Annotated in this window: 15 protein-coding genes; 9 read left to right on the top strand and 6 right to left on the bottom strand. The window is 65.1% G+C overall.

Annotated elements, in window-relative coordinates; genetic code table 11:
- Positions 1-8: 8 nt before the first annotated feature.
- From AB3X89_RS22235 to AB3X89_RS22210, 6 genes are all read right to left on the bottom strand, one after another.
- Positions 9-665 carry an amino acid ABC transporter permease gene (locus tag AB3X89_RS22235; protein ID WP_368585186.1) on the bottom strand — a complete coding sequence of 219 codons (657 nt, stop codon included), beginning with the start codon at positions 663-665 and terminating at the stop codon, positions 9-11.
- Positions 666-779: 114 nt separating this feature from the next.
- Positions 780-1,592: a substrate-binding periplasmic protein gene (locus tag AB3X89_RS22230; protein WP_368585185.1), complete on the bottom strand. Its 813-nt coding sequence runs from the start codon at positions 1,590-1,592 to the stop codon at positions 780-782.
- 77 nt (positions 1,593-1,669) lie between these two features.
- Complete coding sequence (locus tag AB3X89_RS22225) at positions 1,670-2,947, bottom strand: NAD(P)/FAD-dependent oxidoreductase (RefSeq protein WP_368585184.1); 1,278 nt, start codon at positions 2,945-2,947, stop codon at positions 1,670-1,672.
- 79 nt (positions 2,948-3,026) lie between these two features.
- Positions 3,027-3,695, bottom strand: a complete 669-nt coding sequence (locus AB3X89_RS22220; RefSeq protein WP_368585183.1) for a haloacid dehalogenase type II — start codon at positions 3,693-3,695, stop codon at positions 3,027-3,029.
- Positions 3,696-3,801: 106 nt separating this feature from the next.
- Positions 3,802-5,295, bottom strand: a complete 1,494-nt coding sequence (locus AB3X89_RS22215; protein WP_368585182.1) for an aldehyde dehydrogenase — start codon at positions 5,293-5,295, stop codon at positions 3,802-3,804.
- Between the two features lie 459 nt (positions 5,296-5,754).
- Entirely contained in the window at positions 5,755-6,369 is a 615-nt protein-coding gene (locus AB3X89_RS22210; protein ID WP_368585181.1) for a cupin domain-containing protein, read from the bottom strand.
- A gap of 290 nt (positions 6,370-6,659) precedes the next feature.
- Here AB3X89_RS22210 and AB3X89_RS22205 point away from each other — a divergent pair, with 290 nt between their 5' ends.
- From AB3X89_RS22205 to AB3X89_RS22165, 9 genes are all read left to right on the top strand, one after another.
- Complete coding sequence (locus tag AB3X89_RS22205) at positions 6,660-7,541, top strand: GNAT family N-acetyltransferase (protein WP_368585180.1); 882 nt, start codon at positions 6,660-6,662, stop codon at positions 7,539-7,541.
- A 6-nt stretch (positions 7,542-7,547) separates the two neighbouring features.
- Complete coding sequence (locus AB3X89_RS22200; protein ID WP_368585179.1) at positions 7,548-8,471, top strand: 2-hydroxyacid dehydrogenase; 924 nt, start codon at positions 7,548-7,550, stop codon at positions 8,469-8,471.
- Between the two features lie 92 nt (positions 8,472-8,563).
- On the top strand, positions 8,564-9,658 hold the full coding sequence (locus AB3X89_RS22195; RefSeq protein ID WP_368585178.1) for a tartrate dehydrogenase: 1,095 nt from the start codon (positions 8,564-8,566) through the stop codon (positions 9,656-9,658).
- Positions 9,659-9,747: 89 nt separating this feature from the next.
- The gene (locus AB3X89_RS22190; protein WP_368585177.1) at positions 9,748-11,226 is read left to right on the top strand and encodes an NAD-dependent succinate-semialdehyde dehydrogenase; all 1,479 of its coding nucleotides are present in this window, start codon (positions 9,748-9,750) and stop codon (positions 11,224-11,226) included.
- Positions 11,227-11,228: 2 nt separating this feature from the next.
- Positions 11,229-12,221 carry a M14 family metallopeptidase gene (locus AB3X89_RS22185; RefSeq protein WP_368585176.1) on the top strand — a complete coding sequence of 331 codons (993 nt, stop codon included), beginning with the start codon at positions 11,229-11,231 and terminating at the stop codon, positions 12,219-12,221.
- On the top strand, positions 12,218-12,562 hold the full coding sequence (locus AB3X89_RS22180) for a cupin domain-containing protein (protein ID WP_018435672.1): 345 nt from the start codon (positions 12,218-12,220) through the stop codon (positions 12,560-12,562). Before AB3X89_RS22185 ends, AB3X89_RS22180 begins: the two co-directional genes overlap by 4 nt.
- Positions 12,563-12,617: 55 nt before the next feature.
- Positions 12,618-13,946, top strand: a complete 1,329-nt coding sequence (locus AB3X89_RS22175; RefSeq protein WP_368585175.1) for an NAD(P)/FAD-dependent oxidoreductase — start codon at positions 12,618-12,620, stop codon at positions 13,944-13,946.
- A gap of 116 nt (positions 13,947-14,062) precedes the next feature.
- Entirely contained in the window at positions 14,063-16,102 is a 2,040-nt protein-coding gene (locus tag AB3X89_RS22170; protein ID WP_368585174.1) for a hydantoinase/oxoprolinase family protein, read from the top strand.
- Between the two features lie 30 nt (positions 16,103-16,132).
- The gene (locus tag AB3X89_RS22165) at positions 16,133-18,142 is read left to right on the top strand and encodes a hydantoinase B/oxoprolinase family protein (RefSeq protein WP_368585173.1); all 2,010 of its coding nucleotides are present in this window, start codon (positions 16,133-16,135) and stop codon (positions 18,140-18,142) included.
- Positions 18,143-18,184: the final 42 nt, after the last annotated feature.

Raw genomic sequence — 18,184 nt, 5'->3', positions numbered from 1 at the left:
CTTCGCGCTTACCTGGCCCTGTGCCGACCGAATCGTCGTTCCAGATTGCGGGTCATGCTCATCAGCGGCAGGCTCATCGCCAGGTAGCCGAGCGCGACGAGTGTGTACACCGTCAGATTCTGAAACGTCGACGACGCGATCAGTTGGCCTTCGCGAGTCATTTCGGCGACCGTGATCGTCGATGCAAGCGACGAGTCCTTCAGCATCATCACGAGCGTGTTGCTGTACGGTGGCAGAGCCACCTTGATCGCCTGCGGCAGGATCACCCGTACCATCGTCTTCACGCGACCCATGCCGATCGACTGCGCGGCTTCGTACTGGCCCGGATCGACCGCCTCGATACCCGCGCGGAAGATTTCCGCGACGTAGGTCGAGTAACCGAAACCCAGCCCGATGATGCTTGCCTGCAACGCCGATACCTGGATGTGGATATCCGGCAGCACGAAGTAGATGTAGAACAGCAGCACGATCATCGGCAGACCGCGCACGACGTTGATCATCGCGCTCACACCGCGTACCACGTGCGGATAGCGCGACATCTTCAACAGCGCCCAGGCCAGGCCGAGCACGGTGCTCAACAGCAGACAACCCAGCGTGATGATGATGCTCATCATCGCGCCTTGCAGCAGAATCGGTACAAAGTCGGCTATATCTTGCCAGCGCATGTCGTGCCTTCCCTTGCTGTTTGCATTCGTTCAGTCCGCCGCGCCGCTGGGCGGCGAACATCGCGGGGCGGGTCCCGTGTCGTGGCGGGCCCGCCTCCTGTCACGAGAAGCGAATCAGCTCGTGAGGTGCCACTTCTTCAGGATCGTGTCGAGCGTGCCGTCGGCCTTCATCTTCGTCAGTGCGTCGTTGATCTTCGCCATCAGCGCACTGTTGCCTTTCTTCACCGCTATCGCGATGTCGAACTTTTCCATCGGCACATAGGCATCTTCGACCCGCGTTCCCGCCATCGCGCCCGCCGCCTCCTGGGCCTTCAGGATCGGATAGTCGTTGAAGCCTGCGACGATGCGGCCAAGCGCGACGTCACGCGTCATGTCGGCCGGGCTGTCGTACATCTTCACTTCGGTGAAGATCCCGAGCTTCTTCAACTGATCGCCATAGTCGGTGCCGGTCGGCGCACCGACCGTCATGCCCTTCATGTCCTGCACCGAGTGATAGACGGCCTTGTTGCTCTCCTTCACGATGATGCCTTCGCCGAACGCCGTAACCGGCTGCGAGAAATCGACCACTTCGGCGCGCTTCGGCGTCGGCGTCATGCCGGCCACGATGATGTCGATCTTGCCCGATACCACCGACTGGATCAGCGCCGAGAACGGCACCGCGTCGTACGACACATTGAAGCCCTCGCGCTTGCCGATCTCCTTCACGACGTCCGGCATCAGACCTTCGATCTTCTGGGTCTTCACGTTCATGAACGTGGTCGGTGCGCTCGACGGCGGCGAGCCTGCAGTCAGCGTCGCCCCTTCGGCCGCGTGGGCGGCGTGGGCGGCGCCGAACATCATCGTCATCGCGAGGCCCGCGCCCGCGGCAAAGCGCTGCACGGTGTTGAAACGGACGGCGGAAGCAGGCTGGAACATGAAACGCAACATGGGGATTTCCTTTGGGAATAGTGTTTTTCAATCTGCGCGCTGCCCTGGCATCTGACAGTAGCGATCAGTCGATCCGTTCAATGCAGTACATCCTGCAACCTGTAATACGCGCCGACCAGCGGCAGAAACCACGCGCGTCCGAAGTGTCCTGGAATCGCGGGCCATTCGAGCGTTCGCCACGGATTGCGCGCGGCGGCGCCGAACATCACGTCGGCCATCAGTCGACCCATGTGCACGGACATCTGCACACCGTGACCGCTGTAGCCCATTGAATAAAACAGTCCTTCATGCTGTCCCGCGCGCGGCAGGCGGTCGGCCGTCATGTCGACGAGGCCGCCCCAGCAGTAATCGATGCGCACATCGGCCAGTTGCGGGAAATATCGGGCGAGCCCGTCACGCAGAATCCGCCCGCTCTTTTCGTCCGAACGCGGGTTCGACATCGCAAAGCGCGCGCGGCCGCCGAACAGCAAACGCTCGTCAGGCGTGGCCCGAAAATAGTTGCCGATGTTCAGCGTCGTCACATACGAGCGACGCGTCGGCAACAACGCATCGAGGCGGTCCTTGCCGAGCGGCTCGGTCGCGACGATGAAGCTGCCGACCGGTGCGATGCGGCGCCGGAACCATTGCAGCGGACCGACCTGCGACGCGCCCGTGGCGATCAGCACGCGTTCGGCGCGGACCGTGCCGAGCGGACACTGCACGTCGAACGCGCTGCCGCCGAGTGGTTCCAGGTTCGTCACCGGCGCGTTCTCGTAGATCTGCGCGCCGCGGCGTGCCGCCGCCGCGCCGAGACCCACGCCGAATTTGCCCATGTGCATCTGCATGCCGTTGCGCTGCACGAGACCGCCGAAAAAGCTGTCAGACGCGATCTCCTTGCGGATCTGCTCGGGCGGCACCAGTTCGACATCAGGATCGACCTCGCGCCGCAACACCTCGTACGACTTCGCAAGCGACGCGAAATGCTGTGGCTTCGCCGCGAGCTTGATCTTCCCGGAGTGGCGCAAATCGCAGTCGATCCGCTCTTCCGCGATGATCGATTTCACCGTCTCGACGGCGCCCGCATACGCGCGATAGAACTCCGCCGCGCGCTCGCTGCCGATGCGCGCGGACAACGCGGCGTAGTCCTGCGCGACGCCCGTATTGCAATGGCCGCCGTTACGGCCCGATGCCTGCGCCGCGAGCCTGCCCGCCTCGAACACGATCACCGACTTGCCGCGTTTGGCGAGTTCCAACGCCGCCGACAGTCCGGTGAAGCCGCCGCCGACCACGGCCACGTCCACCCGCTGCGGCAGTGGACTCTGGGTGCCTCCGGTAAACCGTGGCGCGGTGTCGAGCCAGTAGGAGTCGAGCTTCATCGTGATGCATTCCTGTCGGTTGGGTGCGCCGCTCACTTGCGCACGGGAAGCGATGTCGCCATAGGGCCGAAGCTATCGATCAGAGACCGAGCAGCGACGCCAGTTGCGGAATGCCCGACACTTCGTTGACGCCGTAGTACGGGTTCAGCGGCTCGTGGCTACGGTTGACGAACGCCTTGTGCTTGATGCCCATGTCGTACGCGGTCATCAGGTCATAGCGGAAGCTCGACGACACGTGCAGCACGTCTTCGGGATTGCAGTCCAGTTGCGAGAACATGTACTCGAAGGCTTTCTGCAGCGGCTTGTACGCCTGCGCCTGCTGCGCGGTGTAGACCTTGTGGAACGGCGCACCGAGCTTGTCGACGTTGCTGTGGATCTGGTCGTTCGACGCGTTCGAAAGGATCACCAGCTTGTACTTCTTGGCCAGTCGCGACAGCCCTTCGGGCACGTCCGCGTGCGGGCCCCAGGTCGGCACGGCTTCGTAGATTTTCTGCGCGGTCGCTTCGTCGAACGGCACGCCGGTGCGTTCGCAGGTGCGGCGCACCGAGTTCACGACCACGTCGCGGTAGGGTTTCCATGCGCCCAATACTTCGTCGAGGCGGTAGCCACGGAAGAATTCGACGAACTCGTCCATCTTCGCCTTGTCCAGCTTGTCGCCGTAAAGCTGCCGCGCGGTCTGGCCCATCTGGAAGTTGGTCAGCGTGCCATAGCAGTCGAAAGTGATGTACTTCGGTTCGAAATCGATCATGGTCAACATCCTGTCGTCGTGGCGAACCTGTTCGCAGGCTCGGGGTTCAGTTTCGGGTTGAATCGATGCGGTTGCTGCTTGCGTAAAGCCGGTGTAACGCGATTGTTCACAACGTTTCGAAATCGATCAGCACACTCTTGTGCCGCATGCAGGCCACCATTGCCTCGCGGCCGAGATCCTTGCCGATACCGGATTGGCCGAAGCCGCCCGTCGGAATGATCATGTCGCCGCTGCGGCCGTAGCGGTTGATCCAGATCGTGCCCGCCGCGATGCGGCGCATCGCCCGCAGCGCCTGGCCGATGTCGCTGCTATGGACACCCGCCGCGAGACCGTAGATCGGATGTGCGGCGAGCGCGATGCCCTCTTCCTCGTCTTTGAATGTCTGTACCGTCAACACCGGGCCGAACAGCTCCTCGCGCACGGCGGGTGTCTCCGCAGTCACATTGGCGATCAGTGTGGGGCGGTGGAAATAGCCTTCTGCGGTGCCTTCGTAAAAGCCGCCGCCGAAGATCACTTCAGCGCCGCCCTCGCGGCTCTGCTCGACCAGCGCTTCGATGCGCCGCGCCTGGGGCGCACTGATGATCGGCGAATAAGCGGTGCGGCTGTCCCACAGCGGACCTGGCTTGATCGGCCGCAGCTGCCGTTCAATCGCGGCGATCAGCGGCTCGGCGATGCGCTCGTGCACGATCAGCCGCGTACCGGCCACGCAGGCCTGCCCGCCGTTGGCGGTAAAGCCGCGGGCGACGCAGCGCGCCGTATGTTCGAGGTCCCGCACATGCTCGAACACGAGTTGCGGGCTCTTGCCGCCGAGTTCCAGCGTGACGGGCTTGGTGCCGTGCATCGCGGCGTCGCTCATGATCGCGGCGCCCGTGCGGGTCGAACCCGTGAAACTCATCTTCGAGATGCCCGGGTGACGCGTCAGCGCCGCGCCCGCCGTCGCGCCACGGCCGTTCACCACGTTGAAGATGCCGGGCGGCACGCCGGCTTCGATCGCGAGTTCCGCAATTCGCAGGGTCGAATAAGGCGTCATTTCCGACGGTTTCATCACGACCGCGTTGCCCGCCGCGAGCGCGGGGCCGCACTTCCATGAACACATCGACAGCGGGAAATTCCATGGCGTGATCGCACCGATCACGCCGTACGGCTCCGATGCGATAAAGCCGAGACTGTCGCGACGCGTGGCCGCGATATCGCCACCGAGCTTGTCGGCCAGCTCCGCGAAAAAGCGGATCGCTTCGGCGGTGAACGGCACGTCGGACGCGTAGCTTTCCGCCACCGGGCGCGTCGAGCTGACCGTCTCGAGTTGGGCGAGGCTCACCGCATCGCGATCGATCAGTTCGGCCCAGCGGCTCAGCACCTTCGCGCGTTCACGCGGAGAACGCGTGCCCCAGCCGCTCGTCTTCCATGCAGCAAGCGCATTGCTCACTGCGTAATCGACGGTCGCGTCCGACGCATCCGGCACATGGCCGAGCAGAGCGCCATCCGAGGGCCGTTGAACGGCGATCTGCGCCTCGCCCGCCGAATAGTACGCACCGCCAATGAAATGCCCCTGCGGCAACTGAACGGTTGAAGGATCGAAATCGAGTGACGGAATGGACATGCCTGGCCTGATCTGTAGGTTCAAGTTTGTGGGACCGCGTGCGTCAACGCACTGATGATTCCGGCACCACCCGGCACTGCTGTTCGCCTTCGCGACCACCGAATGAACGAACATCGGATGAAGTTCATTTTAATGAACATCAAATGAAATACTAGTGGTCAAAAATAAACTTTATGAAAAGTTCGTTGTGCGCTGCGATAGGTTGCCTGCCGCGCAGAAGGCGCTGCGGCACCGGCGCACATAAGCGGCAGGCCCGTGCGAGCGCGGCGAGCGAGCAAGGCCATGCGACACGTCCCGCCGTTCGTGCAACGCAAAACCGAAAAGGGCAACAGGGAATGAAAGGCGTCGAGGTCAGCCGAGGTCCAGCTGAACCGGACGCGACGCATCGGAACGATCGGGGGAAAGAGAGGAAGGACAGAGTCGCGCGCCACACGGCACGCGGCTCGAACTACAGACGGATCAAAGATGAATCACGGGCGGCTGCGTATTCATGATCCATAGCAAACGCGCGGTCTTCTTGCTTTCGTTGTGCACACTGTGCGGCACCGTGCTCTTGAATTGGAAGCTGTCGCCCGCGCGCAGTTCGGAGCGCCGGTCGCCGACGTTCAGCACGACAGTGCCTTCCAGCACCAGCCCCGCCTTCTCGCCGATGCCGACCAGCACTTCCTCCGAACGGGAACCGGCCGGCAGCATGATGATCATCATCTGCAAATCGTGATCGCCGTGCGGCGACAACAATTCTTTCTGCATGCCGTTCGTGCCGACTTCGAACAGCGGCCGCTCGGCCGCCTTGCGCACGAAATCGCCGGTGACCGGGTCTGAGACCGCGTCGTCTTCTTCGAGCAGCGCGGTGAGCGGAACCTCCAACGCCTGGCGCAGGCGTTCGAGAATCCGCACCGACGGATTGGCCTTGTTGCGCTCGACCTGGCTGACCGTGCCTACCGATACGCCCGCGCGCATCGCCAGCTCGTTGATCGACAGCCCCTGCGCGACGCGCAGCGCGCGCAGACGAGTGCCGACGTCGCCGTGACCCGGGTCGGCCGCGCGTTTCCTGCTGATCTGTGTTCGCTGCATGGGTTTCCTGTCGATGACGTTGCGATTGTTGTGCCGGACACGCGCCGTGGCATGCGAAGAAGCTTTGGCCGCTTCACCACACCGAACGGTCGTGCAATTTCCATCATTATATTGAATATAGCACCATCGGAGTGAACGACAAAATACCTGCGCGGTTGCGCTGCGCGTGACTGGCCGACGCGGATCGAGCCCGACCACGCGCGCGCTCGAATAACAAAAAGATCGTCCTATGAAGCGGGCGCTGGGAATGCGAAAGTCTAGGCTGACCACGCCGCCAGCAGGAGTTTGCAGTGTCCAAAATAGTGAAGAAATCACCACGCTACCGCCGTTTCACGTCCGATGACATCGCGGCCGCGCATGGCCTCTCCGTTGCGGTGCGTTGGCCGCACCGCGCCGAGGACTGGCGCTTCATGTACGACGCCGGATGCGGCTTCGTCGCCGAAGACAACGGCACCGTGATCGGCACCGCGCTGTGCTGGAAATTCGGCGCCGACCGGGGCACGCTGGGCCTCGTGATCGTGTCGCCGGACGAACAGGGACGCGGCATCGGCCGCAAGCTGATGGAACTGGTGCTAGAAGAACTCGGCAACCGCGTGACCTTCCTGCATGCAACGCTCGCCGGCAAGCCGCTTTACGAAAAGCTGGGCTTCGTCGCCTGCGGCGGACTCTCCCAGTATCAGGGAACGCCTGGCAGCGTGGCCGCCGTCGCGCCGCCGCCCGGCGAGCATCTGCGCGCGGCGACGCCTGCGGACACGCCCCGCCTGATCGAAATCGCGTCGCGTGCGAGCGGCCTCGAGCGCAGCGCGACGATTCCGTCGCTGCTCGAATTCTCGCAAGCCGTGGTGCTCGAACGCGACGGCGAAGTACTCGGCTTCTCGCTGTTCCGCCCGTTCGGACGCGGCTACTCGATCGGGCCGGTCGTCGCGCAACGCTCCGCCGACGATCAGCGCGCCCACGCGCTGATCTCGTACTGGCTCGCGCAGCATGCCGGCGATTTCGTGCGGATCGACGTGCCGGGTGACGCCGGCATCAACGACTGGCTGACGAGCCTCGGCCTGACGCGCGTCGATTCGGTCGAAAAGATGGTGCGCAACGCTTCTGTCGACGCGCGCGAGGCGGCCCCCGACGCGACCTGGCGCGCGTACGGCATCATCAATCAGGCGATGGCATAAACGGCGATGACCGTCCTCTACAAAGCCGATCCGGTGCGTGGCGCGCTATGGGCCGAGCGCTTCGCGCAGCTCGCGCCCGAGATCCGCTTCCGCGTCTGGCCCGATCTCGGCGATCGCACGGCCGTGCGCTATCTGGTCGCGTGGCAGCCGGGCGACCTCGCGCTCACGCTGCCGAATCTCGAAGTCGTGTTCTCGGTCGGCGCGGGCGTCGACCAGCTGGATCTCTCGCAGATTCCAGCCCATCTGCCGGTGGTGCGCATGCTCGAACCGGGCATCGCCGAAGGCATGGTCGAGTATGTGACCGAGGCGGTGCTGGCGATTCACCGCGATCTGTTCGACTACGCGTCGCAACAGCAGGCGCGCGCCTGGCAGCCGTTGCCGCTGCGCGCCGCCGCGTCGCGCCGCATCGGTGTGCTCGGTCTGGGCATGCTCGGCACCGCGGTACTGCATCCTTTGCGGCTGTTCGGCTTTGCATGCGCGGGCTGGAGCCGCTCGCAGCACGACCTCGAAGGTGTCGCCTGCTACGCGGGCGAGGCGGGGCTCGATGCGATGCTGGCCCGCACCGACGTGCTGATCTGCCTGCTGCCGCTGACCGACGCGACGCGCGGGCTGCTGTGCCGCCGGGTATTCGACAGGCTGCCACGAGGCGCGTCGCTGGTGCACGTCGGGCGTGGAGCCCAACTCGTCAGCGGCGATCTGCTCGGCGCGCTGCAAAGCGGGCAGATTCATAGCGCGGTGCTCGACGTCACCGACCCCGAGCCGCTCCCCGCGGACCATCCGCTGTGGGCGCAAGCGCGCGTGCGCATCACGCCGCATATCGCGAGCGCGACGCGGCCCGAATCGGCTGTCGATGCGGTGCTGGAAAACCTGCGTCTGCATCGCGCCGGCGAGCGCATGAACGGCCTGATCGACCGGACCCGCGGCTACTGATACCGATGCACGGCCCGACACCAGAACGCCCCCCCAATTGGCGATCCGCGCGGTGCCGGCAGACAGCGCGATCAACGCAAGGAGAGACACGTATGACCCGCAAATACCGCATTGCCGTCATTCCCGGCGACGGCATCGGCACCGAAGTGATGCCCGAAGGCCTGCGCGTGCTGGACGCCGCCTGCCAGCGCTTCGACATCGGCATCGACTACCGCCATATCGAATGGGCGTCGTGCGAGTACTACGCGCAACACGGCCAGATGATGCCCGACGACTGGAAGCAGCAGTTGCAGGACTGCGATGCGATTCTGTTCGGCGCGGTCGGCTGGCCCGACAAGGTGCCCGACCATATTTCGCTGTGGGGATCGCTGTTGAAGTTCCGCCGCGAATTCGACCAGTACGTGAACCTGCGCCCGGCGCGTCTGTTCGACGGCGTGCCGAGCCCGCTCGCCAACCGCAAGCCCGGCGATATCGACTTCATGATCGTGCGCGAGAACACCGAAGGCGAGTATTCGTCGGTGGGCGGCACGATGTTCGAGGGCACCGAGCGCGAAGTCGTGATGCAGCAGTCGATCTTCACGCGCCACGGCACCGAGCGCGTGATGAAGTTCGCGTTCGAGCTGGCGCAGCGCCGCGCGAAGAAGATCACGGTTGCGACGAAGAGCAACGGTATCGCGATCAGCATGCCGTGGTGGGATGCGCGCGCCGATGAAATGGCCGCGCGCTACCCCGACGTCAAAATGGACCGTCAGCACATCGACATTCTGTGCGCGCGTTTCGTGCTGAACCCCGAGCGTTTCGACGTGGTGGTTGCGTCGAATTTGTTCGGCGACATCCTCTCCGACCTCGGTCCGGCGTGCACCGGAACGATCGGCATTGCGCCATCAGGCAACCTGAATCCTGACCGGCGCTTTCCGTCGCTGTTCGAGCCGGTCCACGGCTCGGCGCCCGACATCGCCGGCAAGGGCATCGCCAATCCGGTCGCGATGATCTGGTCGGCCGCGATGATGCTCGACTTTCTCGGCAACGGCGCGGGCGTCGAGCGCGATGCGCACGACTCGATCGTCGCCGCGATCACGCAGGTGCTGAAGGATGGCCCGCGCACGGGCGACCTGGGCGGCAGCGCATCGACCACGGAAGTCGGCGCGGCGATCGCGGCGCGCGTCGCCAGCGAGCGTCGTCCATAGGCACCGATCACTGAGAGCGCAGACGGCATGACTGCCCGGCGCGTGTCGGGCGCTCCGCCGTCGCACGCCAACCGCACTGGAGACCTCATATGAGCACGAATCTCGAACAGCAGGCCCGCGCGCTGATCCGCACGGACAACTTCATCAACGGCGAGTGGGTCGCGGCCGCGAGCGGCCGCCGCTTCGCGGTCACCGATCCGGCAACCGGCAAGCTGATCGCCGAGGTGGCCGACAGCGGTCCCAGCGACGCGCGCGCCGCCACCGACGCCGCCGCCAAAGCGCTGCCCGCATGGCGTGCAAGGCTGGCGAGCGAACGCGCGGCCGTGCTGCACCGTTGGCACGCGCTGATCGTCGCGAATCGCGACGCGCTCGGCGCGCTGATTTCGCTCGAACAGGGCAAGCCGCTCGTCGAAGGGCGCGGCGAGGTCAGCTATGGCGCGTCGTACGTCGCGTGGTTCGCCGACGAAGCCACCCGCATCTACGGCGATCTGATTCCACAGCAGCAGCGTGGCAAACGCATGAGTGCGATCAAGGAACCGATCGGCATCGTCGCCGCGATCACGCCGTGGAATTTTCCGCTCGCGATGATCGCCCGCAAGATCGCGCCGGCGCTCGCGGCAGGCTGCACGGTCGTCGCGAAACCTGCTGAGGATACGCCGCTCACCGCCATCGCACTGGTGATGCTGGCGCACGAGGCGGGCGTGCCGCCCGGCGTGCTCAATCTGATCTCGGCCTCGCGCGCCGGCGCGGCGGAGACGGTCGACGAATGGCTCGCCGACAGCCGCGTGCGCAAGATCACCTTCACCGGATCGACACCCGTGGGCAAGCACCTCGCGCGTGAATCGGCAGGCACGCTGAAGAAGCTTTCTCTGGAACTGGGCGGCAATGCGCCCTTCATCGTATTCGACGACGCCGACCTCGATGCCGCGGTCAATGGCCTGCTCGCCGCGAAGTTCCGCAATGGCGGGCAGACCTGCGTGTGTCCGAACCGCGTGTACGTGCAGCGCGGTGTCTACGAGCACTTCTCCGCGCTGCTGTGCGCGAAGGTGGCCGAGCTGCGGGTCGGCCCCGCGAGCGATCCCGCTTCGCAGATCGGGCCGATGATCAACGAACGGGCGGTGGACAAGATCGCGCGTCATGTCGACGACGCGCTCGCGAATGGCGCGCTCGTGCTGACCGGCGGACGACGGCTCACCGAGCTGGGACCGCACTACTACGCGCCCACGGTGCTCGGCAACGCCACGGCGTCGATGGCGTTGTGCGGCGAGGAAACCTTCGGCCCGGTCGTGCCGCTGTTCCCGTTCGACAGCGAGCAGGAGGCGGTGCAGGCCGCGAACGACACGCCGTTCGGGCTCGCGTCGTATTTCTATAGCGAGAACATGCGCCGGATCGAGCGCGTATCGCGCGCGCTCGAAGCGGGCCTCGTCGGCATCAACGAAGGCACGCTCGCTTCTGAGGCGGCGCCGTTCGGCGGCGTGAAGGAATCCGGCTATGGTCGCGAAGGATCGAAGTACGGTCTGGATGACTATCTGTCGATCAAGTATCTGTGTCAGGGAGGACTGGAGTAAATATGCAAGCCTATCCGATCGAAGTCGAATTCCCGGACATCTCGGCGCACGCCGACGGCAACACCGGCATTGCATACGTGCACACGTTCGACTCCGGCCAACCCGGACCGCATGTGATGATCAACGCGCTCACGCACGGCAACGAAGTGTGCGGCGCGATCACCGTCGACGCGTTGTTGCGCGGCGGGCTGCGGCCGCGCCGCGGCAAGCTCACGCTGTCGTTCGCGAACATCGCCGCCTACGCGCGCTTCGATCCGGCAACGCCCGACAAGGCGCGCTTCATCGATCAGGACTTCAACCGCGTATGGACCGCCGCGAAACTCGACGACGTGGCAACGCGCTCGTCCGAACTCGATCGTGCGCGCGCGATGCGGCCGGTGATCGACACGGTCGATCTGCTGCTCGATCTGCATTCGATGCATGAAAAAAGCGCGCCGCTGATCGTCGCGGGCCCGCTGCGCAAAGGTGCGGAACTGGCCGAGCGGCTCGGCGCGCCCGCCACCGTGATCCAGGACGAAGGCCATCCCGAAGGCCGCCGGATGCGCGACTACGAAGGCTTCGGTGACGACGCGAGCGCGCAGAACGCGCTGCTGATCGAATGCGGCCAGCATTGGGAAGCCAGCGCGGTGACGGTCGCGCGCGACTGCACCGCGCGTTTTCTGCTGCTGTCGGGCATCGTCGACGCGGCGGATCTGCCGTCCGGCTGGATTAGGCCGCTGCCCGACGAAATGCGCATCGTCCGCGTGACCGAACCGGTCGTTGCAAAGAGCATGGACTTCCGCTTCGCGGGGCCCTACACCGGACTCGAAACCTTCGTGCACGCCGGCACCGTGATCGCCTGGTCCGATGGCCAGCCGGTCGCGACGCCGTACGACGACTGCATGCTCGTGATGCCGTCGCTGCGCCAGTTGCGCGCCGGCGTCACCGTGGTCCGGCTAGGCCGGATCGAACGCCGTATCGACCTGCGCTCACGCCAACAGGAACAAACCACATGAAAGTTCAGCAAATCAGGCAAGCGGCGGAAGTCACCGCCCTCGAGGATTGGGGAACCGCCGGCCTGCCCGGCACCGAGCCGTCACGCGTAGCGGGACGCCAGTACGTGATTCCGGGTCATGACGCGGTCGACACCGGGCTGTTCGAGTGCTCGCCCGGCACCTACAGGCGTTCCGTCAAGCAGGCGGAGGTCATGCATTTCATCAAGGGCAGCGGCACCTTCACACCCGACGGAGAAGACACGATCCGCTTCGCCGCCGGCGACACGCTGTTTTTCGAAGCCAACACCGAAGGGCTTTGGAACATCGACGAAACGCTGCGCAAGATCTACGTGATCTTTTGACTGCAACGACACGCACCCGGTATTCGCCGCTCTCATCCATCATGGTTGCTCGAACATGCTAAGAATCGACGAAGTTTCGAATAGCGACGGATTCCCCGCTCGCTGTGACGTCGCAGTGATCGGCGGCGGCATTATCGGCGTCAGCACCGCTTACGAGCTTGCGCGGCGCGGCGTATCGGTGGTGCTGCTCGAGAAAGGCATCATTGGCGCCGAACAATCGGGACGCAACTGGGGCTGGGTGCGTCAGCAGAACCGCGATCTGCACGAGTTGCCGCTCGCGATGCAAAGCCTCGCGCGCTGGAGCGAGTTGAGCGACGAACTCGGCGAAGACATCGGCTTCAGGCGAGCCGGCATCCTGTACGGAAGCGAGCAGTCCGCGGACGTCGCGCAATGGGAAACATGGCTCGGCCGGGCCCGTGCGCTCGGCTTCGACAGTCAGCTGCTGTCGGCTCGCGAACTGGCGGCGCGCGTTCCCAATGGTCAGGCAAAGTGGGCAGGTGGCGTGTGGTCGCATTCCGATGGACGCGCGGAGCCGTCGAAAGCGGCGCCCGCCATTGCAAGAGGCGCGCAACGACTCGGCGCGCGCGTGCATCAGACCTGCGCGGTTCGCGGACTCGATATCAGCGCGGGCCGTGTCTCCGGTGTATGGACCGAGCGCGGCCTGATCGGCGCGAGCAGCGTCGTGCTGGCCGGCGGCGCGTGGAGTGCCCTCTTCTGCCGGCGTCATGGCATCGATCTGCCGGCGGTCAATGTGATCGGCACCGCGCTGCGCACGGCCGAAGCGCCGGCCGTGATAGACGGTTGCTTCTCCGGCCCGAACTTTGCGATGAGGCGGCGGCTCGACGGCGGCTATACGATCGCGGTCCCCGGCTACGGACGCATGGAAATCGCGCCGCAGAACCTGCGGCACGCGGTCAAGTTTCGCAAGATGTTCCGCAGCAAACTCAACAAGAAGCTCAAGTTCCGGATGGCGCAACCGTTCTTCGGCGGCCCCGAAGGGAGTGCCGACTGGCGTAACGACGACATCTCGCCGTTCGAGCTAACGCGGGTTCTGAATCCTGTGCCCGATGCCGAGTGGCCGACCCGTGCGCTGGCAAACGTCGCGACGGTGTTTCCCGAGCTGTCGGGACTGCGTGTCGCGCATGCTTGGGCCGGCGCGATCGACACGACGCCCGATCTGGTGCCGGTGATGTCGCGTGTGGACAGCACGCCCGGCCTCGTGATCGCGTCCGGGTTCAGCGGTCATGGCTTCGGACTGGGACCGGGCGCCGGCATGCTGGTTAGCCGCATCGTGACCAACGACGCGACCGGGATCGATATTCAGCCCTACCGGTTGACGCGCTTTAGCGATGGAACCCGGCTGGCGAGTCCCGAGATGATGTGACGACCCCGCGTGCGCTGCAAAGGCTGCTTTTTCATTCACCAAATCGCTGTGGGAATCAGAGTCGCTGACGCGACGCAGACCCGAATGGTCTGCGAGGCATACCTAAAGGGACGGCAATGGGCTTGAGAATTGGAGTGGATATCGGCGGATCGTTTACGGACTTCGCCGTGCTGGACGACGAGACGCGCACCACGCGCACGCTGAAGGTGTTCTCGCGGCCGGATTCACCGGGCAGCGAAGTGATCGACGGCATGCAAGGCCTGAAAACACGCTTCGGAATCGATCCGCACGAAGTCGTGTACTTCACGCACGGCACAACGGTCGGCGTGAACTCGGTCGTGCAACGCAAGGGCTTGCGCCTCGCGCTGATCACGACGCGCCATTTCGAGGACGTGCTGGACATCGCGCGCCTGAAGATCCCCGACATGTACAACCTGATGTCGCGGCGCCCCGAACCGCTTATCACGCGCGATCGCGTGTTTGGCGTCGATGGCCGCATGCGCGCCGACGGCACCGAAGAAGCGCCGATCGACGAAGCGAGCGTGCTCGCCGCGCTCGAAGCGCTGCAGGCGGCGCAATGCGAAGGCGTCGTGATTTCGCTGCTGCATTCTTATCGCAATCCCGCGCACGAGCAGCAGGTCAAGGCGATCATCGAGAAAGCCGCGCCCGGGTTTTTCGTATCGTGTTCGCACGAAGTGTGGCCAATCATCCGCGAATACGAGCGCACGGTCACCGCGACGATCGGCGGCTACGTGCAGCCGCGCGTGTCGCAATACCTGACGCGCTTGCAGGCCGCACTGGCCGAAAGCGGCGTCGGCGCGGACCTGAAAGTGACGAAGTCGAATGGCGGCGTGATGAGCGCCGAGAACGGCAAGAGCAATTGCGTGCAGATGATCCTGTCGGGCACCGCCGCGGGCGTGATCGGCGCGTCGTATCTGGCCGGCATGTGCAAGATCAAGGACTGCATGAGCCTCGACATCGGCGGCACGACGGCGGACGTCGCACTGATCGTCGATGGCAAACCGCAGTACGCGACCGGCGAGTACATCGGCGACTTCCAGATTCATATCCCGTCGGTGTCGGTTTCGTCGATCGGCGATGGCGGCGGCTCGATCGCATGGGTCGACGATTTCGGCGTATTGAAGGTCGGTCCGGAAAGCGCCGGCTCGAACCCGGGTCCGGTCTGCTATGGCCGCGGCGGCACGCGTCCGACCATTACCGACGCGTTCGCGGTGATCGGCGTGCTGGGCCGTGCGTCGCTCGGCTATAACGCGGTGCAGGTCGACGTCGAAGCGAGCCGCCGCGCGATCGAACCGCTCGCGCAGCGGCTCGGCATCGACGTGCATCAAACGGCGGCCGCGATCATCGACGTCGCGGTGTCCGGCATGTACGGCGGCGTGAGCCGTATCGTGTCGCGCTTCGGCATCGATCCGCGCGCGTTCTCGCTGATGCCGTTCGGCGGCGCGGGCCCGATGCTCGGCGGTTTCCTTGCGCGCGCGCTGAACATGCGCCATCTGATCGTGCCGACCACGCCGGGCGTGCTGAGCGCGCTGGGCGGCCTGATCGCCGACACGAAGAACGACTTCGTGCGCACCACCTACTATCCGCTCGACGCCGCTTCGCTCGACAAACTCGCCGGCGACCTCGCGACGCTCGAAGCGCGGGCGCGCGAGTGGATCATCAACGAAACCGGCTCCGACGCAAGCGCGGAAATGCTCGTCTCGGCCGACATGCGCTACCGCGGCCAGTCGTTCGAAGTCGACACCCCGCTGGATCCGCAAGCCATTCGCAACGGCGACATGGCGACGATCGGCGCAGCGTTCCACCGCGAGCATCATCGGCTGTATGGCCACAGCGACGCGAGTTCGCCCGTACAGGTCGTGGCGCTGCGCCTCGTGATCAGCCTGCCGACACCGAAGCCCGAGATGCCGAAGATCGCGCTCGGCGAAGGCGCACCGCGCGTCGAGGCGCTGATCGACGTGTATCTGGACGGGGCCTGGCGCAAGGTGCCGCTGTACCACCGCTCGATGCTGCTCGCCGCACATCGCTTTCACGGCCCCGCGATCATTGCGCAGGACGACACGACGACCTGCGTGCTGCCGGGCTTCGAAGCCGTCGTCGACGAATACGGCAACCTGCTGCTGTCGGCCCAGTGAAGCGCGAGTGAAATCCGAAGGACTCAGACCATGACATTCAATCGATCCGTTCTACAGATCTTCGCCAATTACTGCGTCGCGGCTGCGGAAAGCATGGCCCACACGCTGATGCGCACCGCGCACTCGGCCTTCGTCAAGGAAACCGAAGATTTCTCCTGCACGATCATGACGCCCGCAGGGCTCACGTTCGCGTCGCCGAAAACGCTCGGCGCGACCTGGTACCCGGGCCTCGACTTCGGCTCGGTGATCGAGGCGATCGATCACTACGAGCCGGGCGACATCGGCATGACCAACGACGCGTACAGCGGTTACGTCGCCACGCACACCCCCGACGTGATGATGTGGAAGCCGGTGTTCTACAACGGCGAGATCGTCTGCTACGTCGGCGGGCACATCCACAACACCGACATGGGTGGCGCGGTGCCCGCGTCGCTGTCGCGCACGCTGACCGAGATCTATCAGGAAGGCATTCGCTGGGCGCCGACCAAGATCGTGCGCGCCGGCGTGCTCGACGAGACGCTGCTCGAGCACATGGCGATCAACGTACGCGCGGCCGAGCAGAATCGCGGCGACCTGAAGGCGCAAATCGCGATGCTGATGACCGGTGAGCGGCGTGTGCTGGAAATCATCGAGCGCTTCGGGATCGACGATTTCAAGGCCGGCATGCACGCGATGATCGACTACTCGGAAGAGCAGGCGCGGGCGATCGTCGCCGGCATGCCGGATGGCGAATACTTCTTCGCCGAGTACGCCGACGAGGATTCGGTCAACGGCAAGCCGCTGCGTGTCGCGCTGAATCTGAAAGTGCAAGGCGAATCGCTGGTGCTCGATTTCACCGGCAGCGACCCGCAGCTCAATTCGTCGCTGAACATGCCGACCGGTGGCAAGGAGCGGCACGTGCTCGCGCTCGTCGGGCTCAATTACGTGCTGTATTCGCTGCACCCGGATCTGCTGCTCAACGCGGGCATGCTGAAGGTCGCCCGCTGTGTGCTGCCGGAAGGCACGATCATGAACTGCCAGCCGCCCGCCGCGGTCGGCATGCGCAGTCTGACCTGCAAGGTCGCGCAGAACGTCACGTTCGGCGCGTTCTCGATGGTCTGTCCGGACCGGCTGCCCGCGTGCCCGGCCGGCGGCATGTCGATTCTGAACGTGCGCACCGTCGATAGCGACGGACGCACCGTGATCGCGGCAATCGGTCCGGTCGGCGGCGGCGCGGGCGGGATGATCAACGGCGATGGCTCGGATGCGTCAGGCGCCAACGTCGCGTTCCTGCGCAACACGCCGGTCGAGATCAACGAAGCCGAGGTGCCGATCCGCATTCTGAAGTACGGCATGGTGCCGGGCAGCGCGGGCGCGGGACGCTATCGCGGCGGACTCGGCACCGTGATGGAGTTCCGCGTGTTCTCGCCGGGCACGCTGGTGACGGCGCGCAATCGCGACCGCTCACGCTTCGCGTCGTGGGGCGTGCTCGGCGGCAAGGCGGGATCGACGTCGCGCTTCACGCGCAATCCGGGCACCGGGCACGAAGAGAATCTTGGCGTGACCGATCTGGTCGTGTGCGGCCCCGGCGACGTGATCCGCCTCGAAGGCTGCGGCGGCGGCGGTTATGGCAACCCGTACGAGCGCGATCCGCGGATGGTCGCGACCGACGTGACGCGCGGCTATCTGAGCGAAGCGGATGCGCTGGCGCTGTACGGCGTCGTACTGCGCGCGGGCGAAGTGGATACGCAAGCGACCGCCGCGCGGCGCACCGAACTCGAAGCTAACGCACCGCGCACGCCGGCCGCGCACTTCGATTACGGCGCGGCGCGCACCGCCTATGAAGCGCGCTGGACGCGCGAGCGCTACGCGGTGTTGACGGAAATTCTGGCCGGCGTGCCGGTCGTGTGGCGGCACTTCCTGAAGCACAAGATCTTCGACGCGTTCGATGCATGGGAAGCCGACGGCCGTCTCGAACCGGGCGGGCAGACGATCAGCGACATCTTCCGCGAGGTCGCGGCCAAATATCCGCAATTGCTCGAAGCGCAGCGAGCCGCATAGCGGCAAGCGCGGCGCCGCGCCTCGCTGGCGGCGCCGCGTGCG

This window comes from Paraburkholderia sp. BR14320, assembly GCF_040948665.1.
GTDB classification, from domain to species: Bacteria; Pseudomonadota; Gammaproteobacteria; order Burkholderiales; family Burkholderiaceae; genus Paraburkholderia; species Paraburkholderia youngii.
The sequence above is the reverse complement of the archived record's forward strand: the minus strand, read 5'-3'. Positions and strand labels throughout refer to the sequence as shown.

Excerpts from the sequence above, each read along its gene's own strand:
- AB3X89_RS22235 (WP_368585186.1), bottom strand. The coding sequence starts at position 665 with ATGCGCTGGCAAGATATAGCCGACTTTGTACCGATTCTGCTGCAAGGC.
- AB3X89_RS22230 (WP_368585185.1), bottom strand. The coding sequence starts at position 1,592 with ATGTTGCGTTTCATGTTCCAGCCTGCTTCCGCCGTCCGTTTCAACACC.
- AB3X89_RS22225 (WP_368585184.1), bottom strand. The coding sequence starts at position 2,947 with ATGAAGCTCGACTCCTACTGGCTCGACACCGCGCCACGGTTTACCGGA.
- AB3X89_RS22220 (WP_368585183.1), bottom strand. The coding sequence starts at position 3,695 with ATGATCGATTTCGAACCGAAGTACATCACTTTCGACTGCTATGGCACG.
- AB3X89_RS22215 (WP_368585182.1), bottom strand. The coding sequence starts at position 5,295 with ATGTCCATTCCGTCACTCGATTTCGATCCTTCAACCGTTCAGTTGCCG.
- AB3X89_RS22210 (WP_368585181.1), bottom strand. The coding sequence starts at position 6,369 with ATGCAGCGAACACAGATCAGCAGGAAACGCGCGGCCGACCCGGGTCAC.
- AB3X89_RS22200 (WP_368585179.1), top strand. The coding sequence starts at position 7,548 with ATGACCGTCCTCTACAAAGCCGATCCGGTGCGTGGCGCGCTATGGGCC.
- AB3X89_RS22195 (WP_368585178.1), top strand. The coding sequence starts at position 8,564 with ATGACCCGCAAATACCGCATTGCCGTCATTCCCGGCGACGGCATCGGC.
- AB3X89_RS22190 (WP_368585177.1), top strand. The coding sequence starts at position 9,748 with ATGAGCACGAATCTCGAACAGCAGGCCCGCGCGCTGATCCGCACGGAC.
- AB3X89_RS22185 (WP_368585176.1), top strand. The coding sequence starts at position 11,229 with ATGCAAGCCTATCCGATCGAAGTCGAATTCCCGGACATCTCGGCGCAC.
- AB3X89_RS22180 (WP_018435672.1), top strand. The coding sequence starts at position 12,218 with ATGAAAGTTCAGCAAATCAGGCAAGCGGCGGAAGTCACCGCCCTCGAG.
- AB3X89_RS22175 (WP_368585175.1), top strand. The coding sequence starts at position 12,618 with ATGCTAAGAATCGACGAAGTTTCGAATAGCGACGGATTCCCCGCTCGC.
- AB3X89_RS22170 (WP_368585174.1), top strand. The coding sequence starts at position 14,063 with ATGGGCTTGAGAATTGGAGTGGATATCGGCGGATCGTTTACGGACTTC.
- AB3X89_RS22165 (WP_368585173.1), top strand. The coding sequence starts at position 16,133 with ATGACATTCAATCGATCCGTTCTACAGATCTTCGCCAATTACTGCGTC.